The 20473-nt window shown below is 72.1% G+C and carries 15 protein-coding genes; 6 read left to right on the top strand and 9 right to left on the bottom strand.

Annotated features, from left to right (window positions below; translation table 11 throughout):
- Nucleotides 1-8 precede the first annotated feature (8 nt).
- From ACQP60_RS10535 to ACQP60_RS10510, 6 genes are all read right to left on the bottom strand, one after another.
- A complete protein-coding gene (locus ACQP60_RS10535; protein ID WP_429731841.1) occupies nt 9-863 on the bottom strand; it encodes a carbohydrate ABC transporter permease in 855 nt (284 codons plus the stop codon).
- Nucleotides 860-1753: a carbohydrate ABC transporter permease gene (locus ACQP60_RS10530; RefSeq protein WP_429731838.1), complete on the bottom strand. Its 894-nt coding sequence runs from the start codon at nt 1751-1753 to the stop codon at nt 860-862. Before ACQP60_RS10530 ends, ACQP60_RS10535 begins: the two co-directional genes overlap by 4 nt.
- 25 nt (nt 1754-1778) lie before the next feature.
- Nucleotides 1779-3056 carry an ABC transporter substrate-binding protein gene (locus tag ACQP60_RS10525; RefSeq protein ID WP_429731836.1) on the bottom strand — a complete coding sequence of 426 codons (1278 nt, stop codon included), beginning with the start codon at nt 3054-3056 and terminating at the stop codon, nt 1779-1781.
- An 88-nt stretch (nt 3057-3144) separates the two neighbouring features.
- Nucleotides 3145-4605 (bottom strand): hypothetical protein, encoded by a 1461-nt coding sequence (locus tag ACQP60_RS10520; RefSeq protein ID WP_429731833.1) that lies wholly within the window; start codon nt 4603-4605, stop codon nt 3145-3147.
- A gap of 47 nt (nt 4606-4652) precedes the next feature.
- On the bottom strand, nt 4653-5669 hold the full coding sequence (locus ACQP60_RS10515; protein WP_429731830.1) for a hydroxyacid dehydrogenase: 1017 nt from the start codon (nt 5667-5669) through the stop codon (nt 4653-4655).
- Nucleotides 5666-6820, bottom strand: coding sequence for a mandelate racemase/muconate lactonizing enzyme family protein (locus tag ACQP60_RS10510; RefSeq protein ID WP_429731827.1), 1155 nt, complete (start codon nt 6818-6820; stop codon nt 5666-5668). Before ACQP60_RS10510 ends, ACQP60_RS10515 begins: the two co-directional genes overlap by 4 nt.
- 202 nt (nt 6821-7022) lie before the next feature.
- Between ACQP60_RS10510 and ACQP60_RS10505 the strand changes: the two genes are divergently transcribed.
- The 4 genes from ACQP60_RS10505 (at nt 7023) to ACQP60_RS10490 (ending at nt 15024) form a co-directional block, all read left to right on the top strand.
- Nucleotides 7023-7760 carry a FadR/GntR family transcriptional regulator gene (locus tag ACQP60_RS10505; protein ID WP_429731824.1) on the top strand — a complete coding sequence of 246 codons (738 nt, stop codon included), beginning with the start codon at nt 7023-7025 and terminating at the stop codon, nt 7758-7760.
- Between the two features lie 306 nt (nt 7761-8066).
- On the top strand, nt 8067-10505 hold the full coding sequence (locus ACQP60_RS10500; protein WP_429731821.1) for a glycoside hydrolase family 95 protein: 2439 nt from the start codon (nt 8067-8069) through the stop codon (nt 10503-10505).
- Between the two features lie 52 nt (nt 10506-10557).
- Entirely contained in the window at nt 10558-12450 is a 1893-nt protein-coding gene (locus ACQP60_RS10495) for a right-handed parallel beta-helix repeat-containing protein (RefSeq protein WP_429731818.1), read from the top strand.
- Nucleotides 12451-12534: 84 nt separating this feature from the next.
- Nucleotides 12535-15024 carry an amylo-alpha-1,6-glucosidase gene (locus ACQP60_RS10490; protein ID WP_429731816.1) on the top strand — a complete coding sequence of 830 codons (2490 nt, stop codon included), beginning with the start codon at nt 12535-12537 and terminating at the stop codon, nt 15022-15024.
- A 36-nt stretch (nt 15025-15060) separates the two neighbouring features.
- On the opposite strand, the gene ACQP60_RS10485 is transcribed toward ACQP60_RS10490, so the two are convergent.
- Nucleotides 15061-16041, bottom strand: coding sequence for a helix-turn-helix transcriptional regulator (locus tag ACQP60_RS10485; RefSeq protein ID WP_429731813.1), 981 nt, complete (start codon nt 16039-16041; stop codon nt 15061-15063).
- 129 nt (nt 16042-16170) lie between these two features.
- On the opposite strand from ACQP60_RS10485, the gene ACQP60_RS10480 reads away from it, so the two are divergent.
- Nucleotides 16171-16581: a VOC family protein gene (locus ACQP60_RS10480; protein ID WP_429731810.1), complete on the top strand. Its 411-nt coding sequence runs from the start codon at nt 16171-16173 to the stop codon at nt 16579-16581.
- Here ACQP60_RS10480 and ACQP60_RS10475 read toward each other — a convergent pair.
- Nucleotides 16548-19223 (bottom strand): right-handed parallel beta-helix repeat-containing protein, encoded by a 2676-nt coding sequence (locus ACQP60_RS10475; protein WP_429731807.1) that lies wholly within the window; start codon nt 19221-19223, stop codon nt 16548-16550. The two genes, ACQP60_RS10480 and ACQP60_RS10475, sit on opposite strands and share 34 nt — an antisense overlap.
- 146 nt (nt 19224-19369) lie before the next feature.
- Here ACQP60_RS10475 and ACQP60_RS10470 point away from each other — a divergent pair, with 146 nt between their 5' ends.
- Nucleotides 19370-19849: a pyridoxamine 5'-phosphate oxidase family protein gene (locus ACQP60_RS10470; RefSeq protein ID WP_429731804.1), complete on the top strand. Its 480-nt coding sequence runs from the start codon at nt 19370-19372 to the stop codon at nt 19847-19849.
- 10 nt (nt 19850-19859) lie between these two features.
- Here ACQP60_RS10470 and ACQP60_RS10465 read toward each other — a convergent pair whose 3' ends face one another.
- The gene (locus tag ACQP60_RS10465) at nt 19860-20441 is read right to left on the bottom strand and encodes a hypothetical protein (RefSeq protein WP_429731801.1); all 582 of its coding nucleotides are present in this window, start codon (nt 20439-20441) and stop codon (nt 19860-19862) included.
- Between the last annotated feature and the right edge of the window lie 32 nt (nt 20442-20473).

Below are 20473 nucleotides of genomic sequence, written 5' to 3'. Positions count from 1 at the left end.
TGCTCGGGTCAGCCCTTGACCGCGCCGGCGGACAGGCCGCTCATGACGTGCCGCTGCATGACGACGAAGATGAGCAGGATCGGCACCACCGCCAGCAGCAGGGTGGGGAAGACGATCTCGTAGTTGGTGGTGTACGAGGACACGGCCGCGTACACGCCGGTGGTGATGGTCCGGAACGACGACCCGGGCCCGAGGATGAGCTGCGGGCTGACGAAGTCGTTCCACGCGCTCAGCGCGTTGAGGATGAACGCCGTCGCGACGATCGGCTTCATGAGCGGGAACACGATCCGCCACAGCACGCGCTGCTGGCTCGCGCCGTCGATGGCCGCCGCCTCGTCGAGGGACCTCGGCAGCATGCGGATGTACCCGGTGAAGATGAACAGGGTGAACGGGATCATCGTCGACGACATGAAGAGCACCAGGCCCGGCAGCGTCCCCATGAGGTGCAGCGCCTTCAGCACGAAGATCGCGGGCACCAGGATGATCTGCGCCGGGATGAACATGCCCGCGACGAAGAACATCAGCAGGAACCGGAACAGCACCGTAGGCGTGCGGGCGATGACGTAGGCCGTCGGGATGGACGCCCCGATCGCGACGACGTTGCACGCCACCACGAGGAACAGCGTCACCGCGTAGCCCGAGACCACCGGGAAGTTGGGGTTGGTCCACGCGTCCTGCAGGAACTGGGTCGTGGCCGTGGCCGGGTCGAACCCGAGCGGCGACAGCAGGATCTCCTGCTGCGGCTTGAACGCGTTGACGACGACGATGTACAGCGGCACCAGCATCGCGAGCGACAGGACGGCGACGGCCACGTTCCGCAGGGTCGTGCGCGACCGCGCCGACCGGCTGGCGGTCAGGCTCATGACAGCGCCTCCGCTCCCTCTTCGGCGCGCCTGCGCAGCGCGATGATCGTGAACGACAGGATCCCGGCGACGACGATGAGCAGCATCGCCTGCGCGCACGCCAGGCCCACCTTGTTGTTGGCGAAGGACACGGCGAGGATCTCGTAGGCCCAGGTCTGCGTGGCGTCCCCGGGGCCGCCGTTGGTCAGGCCGAGCACCACCTCGTAGACCTTGAGCAGCGACAGCACCGACGTCACGATCGTCACCGTCACGGTGGGCGCGAGCGCCGGCCACGTGACGTGCTGGAACACCTGCACGCGGCCGGCGCCGTCGAGCGTCGCCGCCTCCTGGAGGTCCGCCGGCACGGCCTGCAGGCCCGCGAGGTACAGCACGAGCTGGACGCCGAGCTGGGCCCACACGATGACGGCGATCATCGTCGCGAGCGCCCAGCCCGGGTCCGATAGGAACGGCAGGGCCGACCGGCCGGACCCGGTGAGCAGGTTGTTCACGGCGCCCTGCGGGCCGAGGATCGCCTGCCACAGGAAGCCCACGATGAGCGCGGACAGCACGTGCGGGTAGAACATCACGGCCCGCGCGAACGCGGTGAACGGCGTGGTCCGCCGCAGCAGCAGCGCCAGCCCCAGCGCGATCGCGTTGACGGCGAACGCCCCCACCACCGCGATGATCCCGGTGACCCAGAGCGACGAGTGCATGTCGCCCGTCGGGTCGGTGAAGATCCGCGTGTAGTTCTTCAGCCCGACCCACTCCGGCGTCTGGCTCGGGATGCCGTTGTACTCGGTGAACGAGTAGTAGACGGCGTACCCGACCGGCACCACCATGAGGCCGATGTAGATCAGCGCCGCCGGGACCGTCATCAGGCCCCGGCCCAGCGCGCCCCGTCTTCCCAGCACGCGTGCCGTCCTCGCTCGAGCCATGTCAGCCCGCTGCCTCCGCGTCGTACCACGCCGTGAGCTGGCCGGCGGCGTCCGCGGGCAACGTGCCCTGCCACAGCCCCTGCGCGACCTCGGTGAACTTCTCGTTGAACCCGGCGACCGGGAGGGCGAAGTCGCCCACCGTCTGGTTGCCGGGCACGACGAACGACGGCGCCGCGTCGAGCAGCTCCTGGACCTGGCCCGCGTACGGGTTCGCGCTCGTGTCCAGGCCCTCGCGGTTGAAGTTGTCCATCTCTGCCTGGGCGGCGATCGCGTCCTCGTCCGTCACGAGGTACTCCACCAGCTGCGTGGCGGCGTCCTTCGCCTGCGTCCCGTTCCAGACCATGTACGGGAACGCCATCGTGGCGCCCATCGGCGCGGGCTGGTCGGCGGCGTCGTCGACCGGTGGCGCGAAGATCCCGACCTCGAACTCGGGCGGCGACCCGGCGAGCGTCGTGGTGAACCAGGAGCCCATGGGGTAGATCCCGACGTCGCCGGCGATGAAGTTAGCCTCCTGGGTGCCGCTGTCCGTGGCCACGTCGTCGGCCGTGGTGTAGCCGGCGTCGATCCAGTCGGCCACGTGCTCGAACATCGGCTGGAACTGGTCGCCGAGGGTCGAGGACCCGCCGGCCACGGCCTGCTGCCACCCCGGGGTGGTGAGGTTCTGCTGCGGGTGCCAGATCTCCTGCACCTGGACGCCGGTGGCCCACTCGGACGCGAACCCGATCGGCTTCTTCACGCCCTCGTCCTGCAGGGCCTTCAGGGCGGCGTCCATCTCCTCCCACGTGGCGGGGGGCTCGCTGATGCCGGCCTTCTCGAAGAGGTCCTTGTTGTAGAAGAGCAGCGACTGCGCCTGCATGCCCACGCCCACCACGTTGATGGCGCCGTCCGTGGAGTACAGGTCGGCCATCGGGGTGCCCTGCGCCCAGTCGTAGTCCGACAGGTCGAGGATCTCGGGCGCCGTGTCCTCGGTGGGGAAGATCGACTGGATGACGTCGGGCGCCGTGCCCGCCGCGAGCTGCGTCGGGAACGTCTCGGCGACCGACTGGCCGCTCGGCCCCTCGATCTTGACGTCGATCCCCGTCTCCTCCTCGAAGGGGGCGACGAGCTCGTCCCACTTCGCCTGCGTGAGGTTGTCGGTGATGTTCACGAGCATCCGCACCTGGTCGCCGCCGCCCGAGCTGCCGCCGCCGTCGTCGGAGCTACAGGCCGTGAGGGCGAGGACGGGTACGAGCCCGAGCGCGGAGGCGCCGATCGCCCCGCGCCGAAACCTTGCTGACATCGTTGTCTCCCTGGGTGGGTGCGTGGACCTCGAGCACGAGGCCACTTGTCATACATGCTACATGTGAGAGGTGGCGCGCCACCAGTCCCTAGTCGAGCCGACCTCGGAACGGGACGGGGCCGACCGCGGTCACGTCCGTGGGCCGGTCCGAGTCGTCGATCCGGAAGATCCCCTCGTCCGCGACGAAGAACGCCGGCGCGTCGGGGTACTCGAGCTCCGCCGGCAGCGGCTCCTTGTCCGTCCAGGCGAAGAAGGAGCGCGCGAACGTGTCGCGGTCCTTGCGCCCGAATATGCTGAGGTCCCCGGCCGTGTACGGGCTGAGGATGCACCAGTGCACGCCGTCCTCGGCCCAGAACGCCCGGTCGGAGACGATCACCGCCTGCCGGTCGCGATCCGCGAACACCTCGTCCCAGAACGACGCGTCGACGTCGCCCCGGGCCAGCGCGTGGCGGGCCAGGAAGAGCAGGTCGTGCGCGTGCCACGCCGTGCTCGGCGCGACGTCGGCCTCGTGGTGCCAGCCCGTGGCCGACACGAAGGGGCCGGCGGGCGACTGGTAGTGCGCGTAGGTGCGCAGGCACGCGTCGCGGAACTCGCCCAGCTCGGGCACGTCGACGTCGGCGAGCACCTCCTCGATGCCGTACAGGCTCAGCCCCATGCCCGCGACGAGCATCGGCGTGGTCGAGAGCAGGCGCGTACCGCCCTGCACGTACCAGTAGCGATGGAAACGCGTGCACCCTGCGTCATCGGTCCACGCGGACCGCGCGACGTGCCGGCAGATCGCGACCGCCTCGTCGAGGAGGTCCGGCCGGCCGAACCGGCGCGCGCCCAGCACGAGCGGCACCACCATGAGCCCGTAGTACTCGGCGGGCTCGAGGATGCCGCCGCCCTCACGGTCGGTCGGCTGGCGGAAGACGCCCACCGACCCGTCGTCGGGCACGCCGCGCACGTGGCTGAGGCGCACCAGCGCGTCGAGGTCGTCCTCGAGCTCGGCGGCGTACACGTCGTCGCCGCTCAGCTCCTCGTACCGCAGCTTCGCCCAGACGCGCGCGTACTCCTGGTTCACGGTGCCGTCGGGGGTCGGCCGGCCGCCGCCGTAGACGCGGCACGCGTCGAGGTCGCGCCGGACGGCCGCGAGCACCTCGGCCCGCTCCTCGCCGGGCAGCAGGTGCCCGGCGTGCCGCAACCCCTCCAACAGGCCGAGGCAGCCCACCATGTTGTGGATCAGGCCCGCGGTGGCCGACTCCCCCACCTGGAACCCGATGTGGCGGAACTGCCCGTCGTCCTGCACCGTCCGCGCCTGGAACAGCATCATCCGGCGCCAGAGGTCGAGCCCGCGGTCGTCGGGGTACCTCGCGAGGACCTCGCCGAACGCCGCGGTGGCCGGGGCGGAGAACGCCTGGTGGCCGCTGGTGAAGTCGACGAACGTCGCCGGGTTGGTGCCCCACACGCTGTGGTTGTGGAACCCGCGGATCTGCCCCTCGTCGCCCACCCACGTGCGCATCCAGCGCGCGAGCGCCGCGACGTCGGGTCCTGCCTGCCCTGCGGCCATGCGTCCTCCTGCCTCGTTGCTGCGGGTGGCATCCTCGCGCACCGCCGTCATGACGCCACCAGCTCCTCCGGGTGTGCGAACGGCAGCCCACGGGCGAACCGCTCGACCTCCGCCACGACCGAGTCGCCGATCCGGCGCAGCTCGGTCCCCGTGGAACCGGCGAGGTGCGGGGTGAGCACCACGTTCGGCAGGCTCCACAGCTCGCTGTTCTCCGGGGGCGGCTCGGGGTCGGTGACGTCGAGCACCGCGTCGATCCGGCCCGTGCGCAGCTCGGCGAGCAGCGCGTCGCCGTCGACCACGCCGCCGCGAGCGGTGTTGATCAGCGTGGCACCGTCGGGCATCAGGCCGAGCACCCGGGCGTCGATCTGCCCCGCCGTCCCGGGGGTGAGCGGTTGGTGCAGCGACAGGACGTCGCTGCGTGCCGCGACCTCGTCGAGACCGACGGCGCGGGCACCAGGCAGGCCGGGCACCGGGCCCGGCGACAGCTCCGGGGAGTACAGCAGCACGTCGAGGTCGAACGGCCACAGCAGCTCGACGACGCGGCGTCCCACCTGCGAGGCCCCGACTATCCCGACGGTGCGGCGGTAGTTGCCCGTGCCGGTGAGCAACCGCTCGGCGCCCGGGGCCGCACGGCGCTCGCGGTAGGCCCGCTCGGCGGCGTGCGCCTTCTTGTTCGCGAGCAGGATCATCGCCAGCGCATACTCGGCGACCGGTACGGCGTTGGCGGCCCGGGCGTTCGACGCCGTCACCCCGCGCGCCGCGAGTGCCGCCGGGTCGGCGAGGCACGCGCGCGCGACGCCTCCCGCGTAGGCGATGGCACGCAGCCGCGGCAGGAGATCCGTCGGCAAGCGCGGCGCGCCCCAGCCGGCGACCAGCAGCTCGGCCGCGGCGAGCCTGTCGCGCGCGGCCTCCGACGCGTCCTCGACGATCACCTCCGGGTCGAGGTCGACGACGGCGCCCAGGCGCTCGAGGCCATCCGCCCCGAAGATCCGCTCCACGAGCCCGGGCGGGTCGAAGGCCAGGACGGCGCGGAGCCGGCCCGCCGCCCGCGGGGAGGCGCTCACGTCTGCTCACCCGCGCGGCGGCGCGCGAGGCGCAGGCCGGCGTCGACGGGTCGCACGTGGGGGCCCGACGGCACGGCCCAGGTGCCGGACTCGCGATTGGTGGCGATGAGCTCCTCGTCGACCTCGATGCCGAGTCCGGGCGCGTCGCCCAGCACGATCCCGCCGTCCTGGATCTCCTGGTCCACGCGGAGCCCTACGGGCCACGTCAGGTCCTGCACCTCGGTGACCAGGTGGTTGGGCACGGCGGCGGACGCGTGCGCGACGGGGTTGGCGTTGTAGCCCACGGGGCTGACGGGCAGGTCCCGCCCGAGCGCCAGCACGGAGACCCGCAGGAAGTGGGTGATGCCCCAGACGCTGCCCGCCTGCACGACGCCCACGGCGTCGCGGTCGAGGAGCGGCCCGTACTGCTCCAGGCCGGTGAGGTTCTCCCCCGTGGCGACGGCGGCGCGCAGCTCCGAGGCGACGGCCCGGTGCCCCGCGACGTCCCACCGGCGCACCGGCTCCTCGATCCACATGATGTCGACCTGGTCCTCCACCCGGCGGGCGAACCGGACCGCCTGGTGGCGGCCCCACGCCTCGTTCACGTCGTACATGAGGTCGGGGTGGTCGGTGTTCTCGCGCAGGACGTCGCGGACGATCGCGAGGCGCTTGACGTCGCGGTCGACGTCCAGGCCGCCCTTGACCTTGGCGCCGGTGAAGCCGCGCTCGGCCCAGGGCTCGTAGAGCTCGACGAGCGCGTCGTCGGGCAGCGCGTACTCCAGCCCGGACGCGTAGCCGGGCACGAAGCGGTCGGCCGCGCCGAGGGCGCGCCACAGCGGCTCGTCCGCGAGCTTGGCCTTGAGGTCCCAGAGCGCCATGTCGAAGGCGCCGATCGTGCCGAACGTGCTGCCGGCGTGACCGGACTTGAAGACGAACGCGAGCATCCGGTCGTAGAGCGCGGTCACCGCGCGCGGGTCCTGCCCCTCGAGGGCGCCGAAGACGAGGTCGAGGTCACCGCTCGCCCCGAGCCCGACACCGGTGACGCCGGCGTCCGTCTCGAGGAGCACGACCGGCACCTCGGTCACCCCGTCCGCGACGACGCCGTTGACGTCGCCCACCGGCCGCCCCCATCGGTGGACGGTGGTGAGGGTCCGGTATCCCGTGATGCGCATCCGCTGCTCCTACTCCGCGCGCGCCGCCGTCGGCGCGAGTCTCGAGGCCGGGCCGTGGGAGGTGCAGCGGCGGGGTGCCAGCGCCTCGTCGAGCCAGTCGGCTGACTCATAACTTATGATACGAGTGATGAGTGTGCAACCCTCCGCTACGCTCGGGGTGGCCGTCAGCGCAGGCCGCGACGCAGAACGGAGCCCGGACGACATGACAACGACGCCCTCGACCGCCGGAGCGGTGCCCCGCCCCCAGCGACACCGCCCGCCGCTCGCCGCCGCGGTGGTGAAGAGCCTCGTCACGGCGATCGTCGTCGGCGAGTATCCCCCGGGCAGCGCGCTCCCCCCAGCGGGCGCCCTCTGCGAGCAGTACGAGGTCAGCCGCACCGTGATCCGCGAGGCCACCACCGCCCTCGTGGAGAAGGGCCTCGTCGCGTCGCGCCAGGGGTGGGGCACGATCGTGCTCGACCAGGACCAGTGGAGCCTGCTCGACCCACTGGTCCTGGACGCGCTCTTCCAGCGCGAGGACCGGCTCGTCTACCTCGACAACCTCATCGAGATCCGCACCACCCTGGAGTGCGCGATGGCGCGGCGCGCGGCGGGCCTGCTCGACGCCGAGCAGCGCGCCGCGCTCGCGGGCAAGCTCGACGAGCTCGCGGACCTGATCGATGATCCGACCGCGTACGCGCGCGTCGACCTCGAGTTCCACGAGCTGATCCACCGCGCCTCGCGCGACGCGTTCGGCCGCGCGATCGTCTCCAGCGTCCAGGGCAAGGCGCTGCACTCGCCGCAGTACAGCGGCAGCCCCAGCGTCGACGACGTCCGCTCCACGCACGAGGGTCACACCCGGATCCTCGAAGCCCTCGTCGCCGGCGACGCGGACGGTGCCGAGGCCGCGATGCGCGACCACATCACGTCGTCCTGGGCGCGCCGCCGCCCCCAGGAATAGCACGGCCCGAGGCCCGGCCCTCCGGACGCCACCGCTGCCGCTCGGAGCGCCGGGCCCTTTCTCGATCGGTTGACTTGTACTACATGTGATGTACTACATTCGATCCATCGTGGCACCGCGTCCCTGAGCACGTCGGGACGCGAGGACGGCGGGGCAGGGCTGCCCTGGCCTCCACCATCCGCGGCAGTACCCCAGCGACACCCTGCAGTTCCGGTACCGAAGGCGACGACGCCCGACCGCACGGGCAGCCGTTCGACCTTTCGTGGCCTCGACGACGAGACGGACGACGAGAGGGATGTGGATGCGATGACCTCGTTCACCCGACGAGACCTGCTGAGATCGACCGGCGCCGCGGCGGCCGGAGCGGTCGTGCTGGCCGGCGGAGCCCGCGCCGGCACGGCCGAGGCCGCCACCATGGACACGGCCACGGACGACGCCGGGCCCAACCCCCTGGAGCTCTGGTACGACCGGCCCGCGGCCGCGTGGCTGGAGGCGCTCGCGGTCGGCAACGGCCGGCTCGGCGCCATGGTCTTCGGCGGCGTCGCCGCCGAGACCCTGATGCTCAACGAGGACACGGTCTGGGCCGGCGGCCCGCACGACTACGCCGACCCCGCGGGCGCCGAGGCACTCCCCGAGATCCGGCGGCTGCTGACCGAGGAGCGCTGGGCCGACGCCCAGCGGCTCGCCGACGCGCGCTTCATGGGCCGCCCCACCGAGCAGATGCAGTACCAGCCCGTCGGCGACCTGCACCTGGCGTTCCCGGGCCTGACCGACGACGTCGCGGAGTACCGCCGGTCGCTCGACCTCACCACCGCCGTGTCCACCACGACGTTCGTCGCCGACGGCGTGCGGCACACGCGGGAGGTGTTCGTCAGCCACGCCGACCAGGCGATCGTCGTGCGGCTGCGCGCGGACACCCCGGGCGCCGTATCGGTCGACGCGTCGTTCTCCTCGCTCCAGGAGACGACGACCCTGGCGCACGACGGTCGGACGCTCGCCCTCGAGGGCCGGTCCGGGGACGCCGAAGGGCTCGAGGGCGAGGTGCGGTTCGTCGTCCTGGCGCGCGCCGTCGCCGAGGGCGGCTCCGTGGTGTGCAACGAGTCATCGCTGCGGGTCCGCGGCGCCGACGCCGTCACGCTGCTCGTCACGATCGGCACCAGCCACCGCAGCTATCTCGACGTGGGCGGCGACCCCCTCGAGCAGGCGGGGCCGCCCCTCGAGCGAGCGAGCAACCAGGGCTTCGGCGTGCTGCGCCGCGCGCACGTGCGCGACCACCAGGAGCTGTTCGGGCGGGTCGACCTGGACCTCGGCACCTCGGCGTCGGCGGACCTGCCGACCGACGAGCGGGTGGCGGCGTTCCGCGTCGGCGGCGACCCGCAGCTCGCCGCGCTGTACTACCAGTTCGGCCGCTACCTGCTGATCTCGAGCTCACGGACGCCGGGCCAGCCGGCCAACCTGCAGGGGCTCTGGAACGCGGAGATGCTGCCCGCCTGGCAGTCGAAGTACACGCTCAACATCAACTGCGAGATGAACTACTGGCCCGCCGGCCCGTCGAACCTCGCGGAGTGCTGGCGGCCCCTGTTCGCGATGATCGAGGAGCTCGCGGAGTCGGGAGCGCGGACGGCGCAGAAGATGTGGGGCGCCCGGGGCTGGGTGGCCCACCACAACACCGACCTGTGGCGCGGGACCGCCCCCGTCGACCACGCCTTCTACGGGGTGTGGCCCACCGGCGGCGCGTGGCTCTCGCTGCTCTTCTGGGAGCACTACGAGTACACGGGGGACCTCGACACCCTGCGGGAGTACTTCCCGGTGCTCCGCGGCGCGGTCGAGTTCTTCCTCGACACGCTCGTCGTCGACGACGCGACCGGCTACCTGGTCACGAGCCCGTCCCACTCCCCTGAGCTGAAGCACCACGAGGACGACGACGAGGGCGTCAGCCTCTGCGCCGGACCGACGATGGACTGCCAGATCCTGCGGGATCTGTTCACCGCGTTCGACAAGGCCTCCCGGGAGCTCGGCCTCGACCGCGAGACCGCCGTGGCCGCCCTCGCCGCGCGCGACAAGCTGCCCCCGAACCAGGTCGGCTACCTCGGCCAGCTCCAGGAGTGGCTGGTGGACTGGGAGGACGCGGCCACCGAGACCAGCCGCCACGTCTCCCACCTGTGGGGCGTCTTCCCGAGCGACCAGATCACGCCGCGCCGGACGCCGGAGCTCGCGGCCGCGGCGGACCGCTCGCTCGAGCTGCGCGGCCCGGCCGTGACCGCCGGCTGGTCCCTGGCCTGGAAGATGAACATCCGCGCCCGCCTCCTGCAGCGCGACGGCGCGTACGCGCACCTCACGCAGCTGCTCTCCCCCGGCCGGACGGCGCCCAACCTGTTCGACCTGCACCCGCCGTTCCAGATCGACGGCAACTTCGGCGGCACGTCGGCGATCAACGAGATGCTCCTGCAGTCCCATTCCGGCGAGGTCTGGCTGCTGCCGTGCCTCCCCGAGGCCTGGCCCGAGGGCCGCGTGCGCGGCCTGCGCACCCGCGGGGGGTTCGAGATCACGATGACGTGGTCCGCGGGCCGGCTCGAGAACGCGCGCCTGCGCTCGCTTCTCGGCCGCACCGTCCGTCTGCGCACCCACGGGCCCGTGCGCGTCGTCGGGCCGGACGGCGCCGTCGCCGTCGAGCGCCCCGAGGAGGGCCTCGCCGTGTTCGAGACGCGCCGCGGCGCCACCTACGTCGTGCAGCCGACGGCCTGAGCCACCCATCCACCAGCCACACACCCGCACCAATCACGAGAAGAGGACACCGATGTCCAGACGATGGATCAGGACAGGCACGGCCGCGGTCGTCGCGCTCAGCGCGGTCGCCGCCGCCGGGATCGGGGCCACGGCCTTCGACCCCCGCGCGGCGCTCACCGCAGGGATCGACGAGTGCCCGCAGTTCTTCGTCGCCCCCGACGGCGACGACGCCGCGGGCGACGGCACCGAGGCGCACCCGTGGGCCACCGTCGACAAGGCCCGCCAGCACATCCAGGACCTGGGGCTCAACCACGCCACCAAGATGCGGTGCGACATCACCGTCAACCTCGCCGCGGGCGACTACCCCGTCACCGACACGATCGAGTTCACCGAGAAGGACTCGGGCAGCCGCGGTCACCAGGTGATCTACCGGTCGGCCGACGGCCCGGGCAAGGCCAACCTGGTCGGCGCCGAGCCCGTGACCGGCTGGGAGCCCTACCAGGACGGCATCTACAAGACCCAGGTGGACCCGGGCGACCAGTTCTACACGCTGTTCGAGGACGGCGAGCGCTCGGAGCTCGCCCGGCACCCCAACCGGACGTCGGAGGACACCCAGGCGCCCTACCTCTTCTCCGTGCTGGGCGAGCCGGAGAAGGAGGGCGTCCGCGAGTGGCTCTACTGGAAGGAGGGCGACTGGGACCCCGCCTGGGACGACACCCCGGAGAGCAACCCGCTGAAGGACGCCCAGCTCACCGTGTGGTCGGGCGGCTCCTGGAGCTGGTTCACCGACACCATCCCGATCGGCGGCGCCGACTACCGCAAGAACTTCACGACCTTCAAGTACTGGCCGCGGTACGCGCTCATGAACTCGCGCAGCGGCTCCCGCTACTTCATCCAGAACGCGCTGCCGCTCCTGGACAAGGCCGGCGAGTACTACATCGACCGCGACTCCGGCGACTTGTACTACAAGCCGCGCGGCGACATCGCCGACGTCACGATCATGAAGCCCACCGTGGACCGCGTCATCGACGTCAAGGGCGCCGACGCCGAGAAGCGGGCGCATGACATCACGTTCGACGGGATCGGCGTGCAGTACTCCGACTTCGTCGACTGGTACCGCGCGGGCTGGGTCAGTGCGGGCGACTCCGGCGACCCCCACAAGTACCCCCAGTACGACCGGCAGATCGAGATGCCCCGCAACCGCTTCGGCGCCATCACGATCGAGAACACGAGCAACATCACTCTCACCGGCATGCACATCCGCGACACCGGGTTCACGGGCGTCTACGCCCTGTTCGCCAACGACGGCCTCACGGTCGAGAACTCGCTCCTGCAGAACCTGGGCGCCGACGGCGTCAAGGTCGAGGGCGGCTGGCCCGGTGAGGGCGACCTCTCCCACGGCCACACCTTCCGCAACCTGTACATCGACCACGTGGGCGAGCTGGTCCCGGGTGACGCCGCCGGCATCGAGCTCATGGACACCGGCGACAACGTCGTGGAGCACGTCAACGTCAAGCACTCGGCCCGCTACGGCATCAGCCTCGAGTCCCGGCCCGAGGTTGTCGACGGCGACCAGTACACCGACAACAACACCTTCAAGTACATCCGCATCGACGAGGTCGGCCTCGACTCCGGCGACATGGGCGCCTTCTACACCTACGGCGTCGAGAACCAGGAGCCGCACCCGATCCAGAACACCGTCGACCAGATGGTCATCGGCGACGTCATCCCCGACCCCGCCGGCGCCATGCCCGACAGCGGCACCCGCGGCATCCACATGGACGCAGGCGGCTGCGGCTTCACGTTCTCCAACATCGAGATCGGCAAGACCACCGACCAGTCCTACCAGTCCTACCAGTGCAACGAGGTCACCAACGGCAACTGGGAAGACGGCTTCGACGCCTCCCAGATGCAGTACGACCAGATCGGCGTCACCGACGACTTCCCGTACCCCGTCGACTGACCCCACCGCGGCCGTGCCCACCTCGCGGCGGGCACGGCCGCACACTTTGCCCCGCATGTGAGCGCCCACTGACCAGGAGCAGCCATGACCGACCGCCCTCCCACCCGAGCCCTGCTCCGCGCGCCCGTCGTCCTCGGCGCTGCGGCCGCGCTGCTCGCGACCGCCGCCGTCCCCGCCGGGGGCGCGACCGGCGCAGACGGACCCCCCGACGCCGACGTCGGGCTCCAGCGCCCCTTCGCCCTGCCCGGGTACGTCGAGCGGGACGACAACGGCGCGCTGCTCGTCGGCGAGGGCGAGAGCCGCTTCGCCCTCCGCGTCGACCTGCTCACCGCCGCCGGGAAGCTCGTCCGGGAGAACCAGGGCCTGCTGAACAACGTCGCCCACGTCGGCCCCGTGACGGTCGACGGTTCCTACTACGAGGTGGAGATCAGCAGCGACGACCGCACGATCACCCCCGACCGCCTGGGCGGGCTGCGCGAGATCCTCGCCCACCCTGACGAGTGGTCCGAGCAGCAGGTGACGGATGCCCGCGAGCAGCTGCCCACCCTGCAGGCGCGCTACGACCAGACGCAGCGCGACAAGCAGACGATCGTCCTGCGGTTCGCGCGGACGGCGCCGAACACCCTCGTCGGGTCGGTCACCGCGCGCGACGCCGACGCGACCGTCTTCCTCGAGGCCGCGCCGCCGTGGGACGAGGAGAACTCCTACGAGGTCGCCGACGGCGGCGTCCGCGCCACCGGCGCCGGCCTCGACGACCCCGCGGAGGTCGGGCACTTCGCCCTGCTCCCGACACAGGCGCCCGACGACGCCGCGGCCTACGCGTCCGAGGACGACCTGGTCGCCGCGATGGAGGGCGAGGAGGGCGCCGCCGGCGACGCCGCGGCCGCGCTGCGGTACGACCTCGAGGAGGGCGAGACGGTCACGTTCACCACGAGCGTGGCGGACGAGCCCCCGGCGACCCGTGCCACGGACGGCAGCATCCTCCGCACCCTCGCGCGGGCCCGGGCGGAGGCCGACGACGGCACGCTCAGCGGCAGCGGGCCGGCTGGGCGGGCGGCGACCGCGATGCGCAGCGCCATGGCGCTCAACGCGAACTACGATGAGCAGTCGCGGCAGAGCTTCCTCGTGTGGGGCTGGGGCCGTGGCGGGTCGGAGAACGACTCGATCTTCACCGGCTGGGACTCCGCGTGGGACGCGATCACCGCGCTCACCGTCGACCCGGACCTGGCCCGCCAGCACGAGCGCGTGCTGTTCGCCTCGGGAGGGCCGCGCTACGACCAGCTGCACGCCGGCCCGATGCACGCCTACGCAGTCAAGCGGATCTACGACGCCACGGGCGACCGCGACCTCGTGGAGCAGGCGTACCCCGCGCTCGTGGATTTCTTCGACAAGCTGCCCGAGTGGGACGTGAACGACGACGGCCTGCTCGAGGCGCCCTACGACGGCGACCCCAGCAAGGTGGGCAACCACCTCGGCCTCGACGACCTGCCCGTCTACCTCGCCGCCGACCGCATCGCCAAGGAGGGCGGCAGCGGCGACGAGCGCGACAACACCGACCTCACCGACGTCGCGCTGACCTCCTACTACGCGCTGATGGCCGACTCTCTGACCGAGCTGGCCACCGCGCTGGACCGCCCCGAGGACGCCCGCCGGTTCGCCGCCGTCCTGGCTCGCACCAAGGAGGCCGCGAACGACACCCTCTGGGACGACGAGCGCGGCATGTACCTCGACCGCAACCTCGACGGCACCTGGGGGAACGTCGTCACGCCGACGATCTTCTACCCGCTGTTCGGGGGTCTGGCCACGCCCGAGCGCGCGGAGCGGACCGTCCAGGAGAACCTGCTCGACCCGGAGCAGTTCTGGGGCGAGTACGCGATCCCGAGCATCAGCCGCGACGACGCGGAGTACTGTGCCAACGGCGACGTCTCCGCGACGTCGTCCCCGCAGTACACGTACTACGTGGGCTGGGGCGAGGAGAACACCTGCGAGCAGTGGCGCGGCGCCGTCTGGCCGCCGATGAACGCCACCGTCTACGACGGCCTCAAGCGGTACGGGCTCGACGAGGCCGCCGGCGAGCTGGCGACGAAGAGCACCAGCATGTACCTGGACAGCTGGGACGAGAACGGGTTCTTCCCCGAGTACTTCGACCCCGAGCCCGGCCAGGTCGTCAACGCCTCGGCGGTGGACAGCGCGTGGCGCTACTACACGTGGTCCAACGTGATGCCTCTGATGGCGGTGCACGAGCTCGTCGCCGAGGACGCCTGGGGGCGGCCCGGATCGGTCACCTTCGGCTCGCACGCCCTGCCCGGCCGCAACACCGTGGACGACGTGCGCGTGGGCGGGCACACCTGGGCCGCGACGGTGAGCCGGAGCGCCACCGCGCTGGAGCGGGACGGGCGGACCGTGTTCCGGTCGACCGGCGGGCGCGTCGTCGTACGCGACTTCGCACTCACCCGCGACGGCGCGTGCTTCGACGTCAACGCCACCGGGACCGCGCGCCTGGAGGTGACGCCGCGACCCGGCACCACCCTGCGCACCACCGTGCGGGAGGGCAGCTCGCACGTCTGCCTGTGACGCCGTAGCGCCCCGGAGCCCGGTCGTGGCCACCCGTCACGGCCGGGCACCGGCCGTCGTCCTGCCGTGCGCCGCCACCAGCTCCGCCCCGAGGCGGGCGAGCTCCGCCCGCACCTCCGGCGGGCCGACGACGTCCGCCTGGGCGCCCCAGCCGGCCAGGTGCCGCGCGACGTCGAGCGGCGTGGGCGCGGCGACGCGCACCGTCGAGCGACCTTCGGGTCCGCCCGCGGGGTCACCGTCGTCGACGACGACCGTGTGCCGCCCGAACTGGTCGCGCAGCACGCGGACGTGCTCGGGCGCCACCCGCACGGTGGCCCACGTCGCGGACCGTTTCACCTCGACCTCGCCGACGACGCGGTCCCACTCGGCCCGCAGGTCGACGTTGTCGGGCACGACGGCGGGCTCGTCGGTGACGTCCAGCGCACCGATGCGGTCGACGCGGAAGGTGCGCGGTCCGCGCTCCGTGCCGGCGATCAGGTACCAGGCGCCGTCCTTGTCGACGAGACCCCACGGATCGAGGACGCGGCGCGAGGACCGCCCGGTCGCGCCGGTGTAGTCGATCCGCACGCGGCGTCGCTCGACGACGGCGCGCTGCAGCGCGTCCACCTCCGGCGGACGGGCGCGCCCCGCGGCGCTCCAGCCCTCCCGGTCCACGACCACGGCCGCGGCGGCCGCCTCCGCCTCGGCCCGGAAGGTGGTGGGCAGCGCACGCACGAGCTTGCGCAGCGCCGCCCGGGCGTGGTCGGACGACGACGCGCCCGGCCCGGCGAGCAGGAACAGGGCCCGCGCCTCGGGCGCCGTGAGGCCGCTGAGGTCCGTGCGCGAGCCGCCGAGCAGCGACCACCCGCCGCCGCGGCCCGCCTGCGGGTACACGGGCACGCCCGCGGCCGACAGCGCCTCGAGGTCCCGGCGGGCGGTCGCCACCGAGACCTCGAGCGCGTCGGCGAGCTCGGCCGCCGTCACGCGGGGGCGGGACTGCAGGTGCAGCAGCACCTGGATGAGGCGGTCGGCGCGCATGCTCCGAGACTGCCACCAAAGTGATCAGCAGGTGAGCACTTTGGACGGAAGAGTGGTGCTCACGAGGTCAGCAGGCCTCGATCGCACCGACTGTCCCACCGACCCACACACCGAGCACCGGGAGCCGACATGCTGCGCGGACTGACCACCATCACCTACCTGGCCGACGACGTCGCCGCCGCCCGCGACTGGTACGCCGAGGTGCTGGGCACCGACGCCTACTTCGCCCGCGAGGCCGGCGGGGCGCTCGCCTACGCGGAGTTCCGCATCGGCGACTACCAGCACGAGCTGGGGATCATGGACCGGCTCTTCGCTCCCCCGCAGCCCGACGGCGCCGCGGGCGCCGTCGCCTACTGGGCGGTCGACGACGTCCGCGGCACCTTCACACGGCTGCTCGAGCTCGGCGCCGTCGCCTACCAAGAGCCGATCGAACGCGGCCCCGGGTTCGTCACCGCGGCCGTGGTCGACCCGTTCGGCAACGTGCTCGGAGTCATGGAGAACTGCCACTACCGCGACGTGCTCGCCTCCCTGACATCCTGACCCGGGCGCCCGACGCCGTCGAGCGTGACGAGCCGGTTCCAGGTCGCGACCCAGTCGCGGCCGAGCGTCTGCGCCACCTCGCCGCGCGGCGAGAACTTCAGCGTCGCCAGGTCGAGACCCGCGGCCTCGACCGAACCGGGCTTGCTGAGGTTCGTGTTGATCCGGTCGCTCCACGTGTCCAGGCGGTAGGTGGCGTCGGGGTCGGCGAACGAGCTCTGCCCGAACTCGTACTCGCCGCCCCCGATGATCACTGACCGGTCGAGGACGTTGCGCGCCGGCACGTACAGCGAGTCCGGGTCCTCCCAGACGGTCGCGCGGTCGCAGCCCTCGGCGACGCCGTAGTCCGCCGCCCGGCAGTCCACGCCGGTCGCGGTGACGCGGGGTACGTACCAGTCGTCGATCTCGGGGAACAGGATCTTCGTGCCGTCGGAGTACCGCGCCTTCCCGTCCGTGTAGTGGGCGTGCCAGCGGGCGACGTTCTCCGGGGTGGCGCTGTACTTCTCCCCCTCGCGCACGTCGAGGAACGCGTTGAAGCGGCTCTGCACCACCCAGCCGTTCGCGACGGGCAGCCCGCGCTCGCCGTTGCGGTGGTACAGCTGGTCGTGCCCGGTGCGGTCGACGTCGACGAACACGTTGTCCGTAGCCGTGTTGCTGTGCCCGGACTGGAAGAACACGCCGGAGTGCGCGTCCTTCACCACGTTGTGGTGGAACCGCATGCCGGAGACGCCGTCGTCCATGTAGAAGGCGTCGTTCGAGCCGCCGATCCGCTCGAAGAGGTTGTACGCCACCTCGTTTCCCAGGTACGTGTAGTCGCGCCCGGTGTACACCACGCCCTGGTCGCCGGCGTTCGTCACGAGGTCGGCGAAGTAGTTGCCATTGACCTTCATGTCGTTGCCCATGATCTGCACGGCCATGTGCGGGGCGTCGTGGACGTCGTTCTTCTCGAACGAGTTCCCGACCCCGTAGAGGTACCCCGCCGGCGTGTACGTCGCGAGCTGGGAGAAGCGGGCGATCTCGTTGTTCCGGGCCACATTGTTCCCGCGCTCGAGGGTGCGACGGTCGCCGCCGCCGAGCAGCACGCCGCCCCCGCCCAGGTCGTGGAGGTACGAGTTCCGCACCACGTTGTCGTGACCGCCGCGCACGGTCTCGTAGTCGGGCAGCGCGGTGATCGACTCCGTGGTCTCGCCGATCCGGACGGCGTCCATGCTGACGTTGGAGACCTCCACACCGTCGATCAGCGTCTTCTCGGCGTCGAGCAGCTGGACGCCGCTGACCAGCGAGTCGGACAGGCTCAGCCCGCGGATCGTGACGCCGGTCGTGCCCTCGAGGCGGAACAGGTTGTCGTCGAAGGCGCGCAGGGTGATCTGCTTGCCGTCGACGGCGTCGCCCGCGGGCTTGAAGTACAGGACGTCGTTGTCGTCGTAGCGGTCGATGTAGTACTCCCCCTCGGCGTCCAGCTCGGACAGCACGTTCACCGCCTTGACCTTCGTGTAGTCGTCGCGCGGCCAGTACATCGACGGGTACTTCGCGTACATCGTGGTGCCGCTCCACGACAGCATCCGCACCATGTCGTTCGCGTAGTTGTTGCCGAGGTAGCCCGACAGCCAGCCCTCGGTCTCGTAGCGGGTGTTGTCGATGCCGTCGATCCACGCCGGGTCCGCCTGGACCGGGACGTCGGAGTACTCCCCGAACCCGCGCGTGCCGCGGTCCTCGATCGTCGGCACGGCCTCGGGCGCCCACCGCTGGTAGCGGTCGCCGTCGAGCAGGCGCCCGCCCACCTCGTACAGCGGCGGCGTCATCGCCCGCATCTCGTCCTGCGACCAGGTGTCACGCTGGGCCGGGTCGTCGAGCTGCTGCTTCTTGTCCTCGAACTGTGCCCGCGGCGTCGTGCCGCTGGTCGCCCAGTCGTTCTCCTCGCCGAACCGGTCCACCAGGTCCGGCTGGGTCAGGTCGCCCTGCCCGTCGACCTTCCACTTCGCCCCGTTGCCGTACAGGTAGCACGCGTCGTCGGCGCCGGTGCACCCGTCGCCGTTCGGGTACTCGGCGAGCGTCTGGGTCTCGCCGTCCACCACGAGCTCGGGGGCGAACGGCTGCGGCAGCCAGTTGAACCCGTTCTTGTAGAGGGTGCCCGGGTCGACGCCGGCGGCCCCCAGGTCGTAGACCCACACGCCGTCGCGCAGCTCCGGTGTGTCGAGGCGGGCGTTCGACGACAGCGCCGGGTCGGCGAGCTCGTCGGTGGTGAGGTCGGAAAGCCGCTGCCAACCGTCCGCCGGCAGCTCGTGCGCCCCGGTGATGCGGACGTCCTCGTCGCCGTACGCCTCGTACGTGACCCAGGAATTCGCGGCGCCCTCGAGGTCGATCGCGTCGTCGAGCACGTACTCGCCGCCACGGATCTCGACCCTGCCCGGCCGGGCCTCGCTGGTGCGGCCGGCGAGCGCGTCGCGCCCGGCCTCGATCGTGCGCAGCGGCGCGTCCTTCGTCCCCGCCGCGGCGTCGTCGCCGTCCGGCGCGACGTAGACGACGGGCCCCCGGCCCGCCGCCGAGGCGAGCGGCGCCGCGACCGCACCTCCGGTCGTCGTCGCCGCCATCGCGGCGGCCGCGGCCACCGCGGCCAGTCCCCTGAACGTCCTGCCAGCATGCATGTGAGATCCCCAATGATCAGACATATGACATGTTCATAGTGGCGGACGGGACGGTCGGCCGCAAGGGCCGCCGGCAGGTGCCGGCTTCGAGGCCCTGGTGTACACAGGGCGGAGCACACCACCGCCACGACGCCAGGAGGCCCGCGATGACGACCCGCTCCGGCAGCACGACGGACGACGCCGCGCTCGCGCGGCAGGTCCTCGACGACGGCCGATACCTGGTCCTGGCCACCGCGGACGCGGACGGGAACCCGTGGCCCGCACCGGTCTGGTTCGCGCGCGAGGGCCGGGAGCTCGTGTGGGTCTCCCGCCTCGGCACGCGGCACTCGGCCAACGTGGCGTCGCGCTCGGCCGTCGGCATCGTGGTCTTCGAGACGCCGGTGCCCGTCGACGGCCGCCCGCGCGCCGTGTACGCCGAGGCCACCGCGGGCGAGGTGCCGGACGCGGACCGCGACCGCTGCCTCGCGATCTTCGACCGCCGCTCGCGCGCCGAGGGCCTGGGCCCCTGGACCGTCGACCGCGTCGTCGCGCCCGCCGAGCTGCGCCTCTACCACGCCGTCGTGTCGCGGTTCTTCGTGCTCGAGCCCGACCGCGACGTGCGTCGCGAGGTCGTCCTCGACCTCTAGCTCGCACCGCTCATGCGGCCAGCACGAGCACCGCGAGCGCGACGGCGAGGATCACGTCGAGCACGCCACAGAACTCCGCGAGCGACCGGGCCACGACGCGTCCGGTGCGGTGGTGGTAGACGTCCCAGGCGGCGTGCCCGAGCAGCCCGACGGCGACGACGAGCCCGCCGGCGGTGGGGCCCAGCCGGACGGCGGCCAGCGCGGCGGCGCCGAGCACGAGCATCGCCGCGGCCTGGAGCGGCAGGGACCACGCCGGGCGCCCGCGCCCGGCCGCGAGGCCGACGACGGCCAGCACCACGGCGAGGCCGATCATCCAGGGCGTGGGGTCGAGGTCGGTGACCTTGGCGACGCCGATGAGCACGAAGGTCACGCCGAACGCGGGCCACGCGGCGGCCGGTCGGCCGAGCGCGGCGGCCGCCAGGTAGACGAAGCCGGAGGCGGCGAGCACGGGAGCGACGTCGCGGGCGTCGGCGAGCCCGAACGCGGTCGCGGCGGCGACCAGCACCCCGAGCGCGGCCGGCCACACCCTGCCGAAAACCGAACGCCGGTCGGTCCCGGCCGCCGACGTGCCTGACACCTGGTCCTGGGTCATCGTCTTCTCGCTCTCGTGCGTGCGAACCGCTG

Source organism: Isoptericola variabilis (genome assembly GCF_050311655.1).
In the GTDB taxonomy this organism is placed as follows: Bacteria; Actinomycetota; Actinomycetes; order Actinomycetales; family Cellulomonadaceae; genus Isoptericola; species Isoptericola variabilis.
Note: the sequence above shows the minus strand (reverse complement) of the source record. Positions and strands in the feature narration are given on the sequence as shown.